We start from the raw sequence: 4,230 nt of genomic DNA, 5'->3' as shown, positions 1-4,230 counted from the left end.
GCCGGCTCCCGGTGGCGCTGACACCCGCGGCCTCGCGTTCACCGGTCGTCGCGCGGCCGAAGTCGACGAGCGCCTCGACCAGGCTGACCCGGTCGGCCGCGTCGGCCGACAGGTCCGACGGGCCGGCAGACGCGCCGTCCGGTGTCGGTGGCTGTTGGCGGGCTCGGGCCCAGGCATGGAAGCGGTCGAGGTCGGCCGCGCCCAGCCGGCAGAGCGGACCGGTCAGCAGCCGCATCAACCGGTCGCCACGTGCCGCATCGTGGGCGATGCTCAGCAGCGCCACGACATCCTGCACCTCGGGGGTGAGCAGCAAGCCGCCGAGACCGACCACTTCATAGGGCAGGCCCGCTGCTCCGAGGGCTTCGATCACCGGCTCGAATTGCGAGCGCTTGCGGCACAGGACCGCCGCCGATTTGGCTCCGCCTGCCAACTCCGCGCCGATCCACGAGGCAACCGCGGTGGCTTCGGCCTCGACGGTCTCGGCGCGGGCCACGTCGATCCGGCCGTCGGGGGCCTGCGGTGCCGGATCGAGTGGCGTGACCGGCACGCGGGAGCGCGCGCGCAGGGGAGCCGCGACGACATTCGCGGCGGCCAGGATCCGCCGGTCGTTGCGCCACGTCACGCTGAGGGGCAGGACGGGCGTGGCCTCGCCACCGAAGGCGACGGGGAACTGGGCCAAGGTGGCCGCGCTCGCCCCGCGCCACGCATAGATCGACTGATTCGGGTCGCCCACAGCCGTGACCGGGTGCGCGCCCGAATCCGGGGCGAAGAGCGCGGCGAGGAACTGCAGTTGAGCGTGCGAGGTGTCCTGGAACTCATCGAGCAGCACGGCACCGAACCGGGCGCGCTCGATGATGCCGACCTCGGGGAAGCGCATCGCGATCCGGGCGGCGAGCGCCATCTGGTCGGCGAAGTCGAGGGCGCCGCGCCGGCGCTTGAGGTCACCGAACCGCTCGAGCACCGGGACCAGCGCCCGCCGTCCTCGCAACGCGGCCCGCATGTCCTTCGACCCGGACAGCAGTGGCTTCCCGCCGGCCTCGATGGCGGCGAGGCGCGTGTCGATCGCATCGAGCCACCCGGCGAGTTCGGCCGGGGTCACCAGGTGCTCGGCGAGCTCACCCGCGAGATCGACCACGGCGTTGGTGATGGTCGACTCGGCCTTGCCGATCTCATCCAACGGCCCGTCGTAGGCCGTGACCACCTCGGCCGCGACCTGCCAGGCGGCCGCTTCGGAGAGCAGGCGGGATTCCGGCTCACGGCCCACGCGCAGGGCATGTTCGCGGACCAGTCGCGCGGCGTAGGCATGGTAGGTCGAGATCGTCGGGGGCGCCGCACCGAGGTCGGCCGTCCCGTCTGCCGGCTGCCACAACCCGGCCTCCCGGAGCGCGCGTAGGCGGGCGACGACGCGCGCCGAGAGCTCGGCGGCGGCCTTGCGGGTGAAGGTCAGGCCGAGGACCTGATCGGGATCGACAAAGCCATTGGCCACCAGCCAGACGACGCGGGCGGCCATGGTCTCGGTCTTGCCCGACCCGGCTCCGGCGACGACGAGCATCGGCCCCGGCGGCTGCTCGATGACCGACTGCTGCTGAGCCGTGGGTCGCGGCTGGCCGAGGGCGTCGGCGATCCGTTTGGCCGACAGGCTCGGGCCACCCGGCCGCCGGGCACGCGCCAGCGGCGAGCGGCTACCGGGCGAACGGTCAATGGAGCTGGGATCCGTGGCCGGGTGCTCACGGTCGGCGCCCGACTCAGCGGCCGTCGGCAGCACAAGCAAAGGGTCCTGGCCCTCGAACTTACCTGCGCTTCGGCGGGCCGTCCGCCGGCCGTCGGCCCGGCGAGCGCTGGCACGATCAGCGCCAGCCCCGGCGCGTTCCGGATCGGTTGCCGGGCAGTCTGGATCGGTTGGCGGGCGGGCCGCACGCTCAGCGCCGGCCTTGGGCGCAGCGGGGGCGGGCGGGAGGGGGTCGCTGAACAGGGGCAGATCAGCGGCTCGCGACATCGGGCTCACGCCAGCATCGCCCCCTCGGCGTGCACGGGGCAGCTTGTGCGGACCGGACAGGTCCGGCACCAGGTGCCTTGGATGGCTCGGTAGGTCGCACCCGCCATCGTCGTCGCCGCCTCCTCGATCAAGTCACGAGCCCAACCGGGCTCGTCCGCCTCGGCCAACGGCACCTGCTCCTGCACCGCGCTGGTGATGCGCACTCCCCCGGCCTTGCCGAGTTGCACGAGCGCGGCCCCTGCCGACACCGCACCGGGACCGAATGCCCCCCGCTCGACGGCCTCCTGATAGGCGCCCAATTGCGGGTGCTTGGCCACCTCCTCGCGCTTGGGCTTGGAGCTGCCGGTCTTGAAGTCGAGGATCCGCAGCCGCCCGTCGGCGTCGGCTTCCAGCCGATCCACCACGCCCAAGATCCGGGCCCGGCCCAGGACCAGGCTCATCTGCTGTTCCGCCGCCACCCGCCGCCAGCCCTGGGACTTGGCCAACTCGAAATAGGCCGCGGCGCGCTCCAGCATGCGTCCCGCGTCGCCCCGCTTTGCCCGGCTAATCCAGCCTGGAGCGAGGCCGAGGCGAGCCCAGCCGTCGTCGAGACGCGCTCCCAAAGTCGCCACATCGGCATCGCCGCACTGCGCGAGAACCTCGTGCACGAGCGTGCCCAGCGCGGCCGAGCCCACGGCCGGCCCCTGACCACCGACTCCAGTGAGCAGCCACCGAGCCTCGCATTCGCCGAAGCCGACGAGCCCCGACGGAGAGACCTTGACCAGGGCCCCATCGTCCACGCGCGGCCGGTCGTCGCTGACCTCGCGCAACCCCCACCACTCCCGGGGATCGGCGCCCCTGACGCCGACACGCGCCAGGTGCGCCAGCGCTCCCGCGGCCCGCTCCCGCACCGCCCGGTCGGAGGTCGGTGCCGCCGTTACGGTGCGGCGTAGGGCAGCGACCGCGCCGACGAGGGTCATTGTCTGCTCGACCTCGGTGAAGGGCCGATCCCCCGGCCCGGACCACGGCGCGACGACGTCCAGATAACTCGACGGCGACTCGTCGTCGGCGCGCACGGCACTGAGATGGACGGCGCCGCGGGAGCGGGTCAGCGCGACATGGAACAAGCGGGCCTCGTCATGCCGAGTCACCGTCTGGGAGGCCCGGATCGACGTCTCGCGGCCGCACAGGACATCGACCAGGACTTCCGATCCGAGCAGCGAACCCCGTAGTCGCAGATCGGGCCAGGCACCCTCCTGGACCGCGGCCACCGCGACAAGTGACCACTCACGCCCGGCGGCGGCGTGCGGCGTGAGCACCTCGACGCGCTCGCGGTCGACGCTCCGGGCGACGATCGAGTCGGCAGCCAACGGCGATCCGGCGACCTGATCGAGGAAGGTCTCGATCTGCACCCCGGGCAGCCGCACGGCGAAGTCCCGTGCCCGAGCCAGCACGTCGATCACGGCATCGAGATCGCGGTCCGCCCGCGCGCCGGCACGGCCGCCGGCGAGGGCCGTCGCGCGCCACTCGTCAGCGATCTCGGCAGCCGACCAGGCTGCCCAGAGCACGTCCTCCGGAGACGCGCCACCGGCTGCCACCGTCGAGGTCACCGCCGCGAGCATGGCGGCCAAGCGCCGCATGCCGCTGCTCGTCTCCTCCGCCAGGTCCTGCGCATCACCGGGACGGGCCAGGACTGCTGCCAGCAGGACGTCGGCCGGCGCACCACGACCGTCATCCAGGGCCGCGCGGCGCACGGCGCGGCGCAGGCGGCGCAGGGTGACGGCATCCGCGCCGCCATAGGCACTGGTCAACAGATCGACGGCCACCTCTGGCCTGAGGCGCCAGCCGCCGTCCGGATCGAGATCCAGTGCCTCGCCGGCGCAGCGCTCGCGATGGGCCACGCGCTCCACCGCGGCCTGGCACAGGACCACCAGGGGTCGGACGGCGTCCTGCGCCCCGACCGGCAGCCCACTCTCGGCATCGGCCACCGGGACGTGCGCGGCCACCAAGGCCCGCCGGATGACATCGGCCCGGCCCTGGCCACGGACCACGACCGCCATCTCACGCCAGGGCAGCCGGTCGATCAGGTGGGCGCGACGCACGACATCGGCGAGATGGGCTGCCTCTTGAGCGGCCGAACGGAAGACATGGACGTCCGGCTCGGGACCGGGCGGCCCGGGGTCGGTCACGAAGGCCCGTTGCCGGCCCCCGCCCAGCGCCCCGATCAGCTCGGCCACCCGCGCCGCGGCCGTGGC

2 protein-coding genes are annotated in these 4,230 nt (G+C 73.5%); both read right to left on the bottom strand.

The genetic code is table 11. The features are described 5' to 3' along the window. On the bottom strand, positions 1 to 1,765 hold a 1,765-nt coding region (locus PKH97_RS14355; protein WP_324388235.1), incomplete at its 3' end, for an ATP-dependent helicase. A 236-nt stretch (positions 1,766 to 2,001) separates the two neighbouring features. Next, the coding region (locus PKH97_RS14350) for a PD-(D/E)XK nuclease family protein (protein ID WP_324388233.1) at positions 2,002 to 4,230 on the bottom strand (2,229 nt) is incomplete at its 5' end.

The sequence above is a fragment of the Nostocoides sp. genome, assembly GCF_035343835.1.
Lineage (GTDB): Bacteria > Actinomycetota > Actinomycetes > Actinomycetales > Dermatophilaceae > Nostocoides_A > Nostocoides_A vanveenii.
The sequence above is the reverse complement of the archived record's forward strand: the minus strand, read 5'-3'. Positions and strand labels throughout refer to the sequence as shown.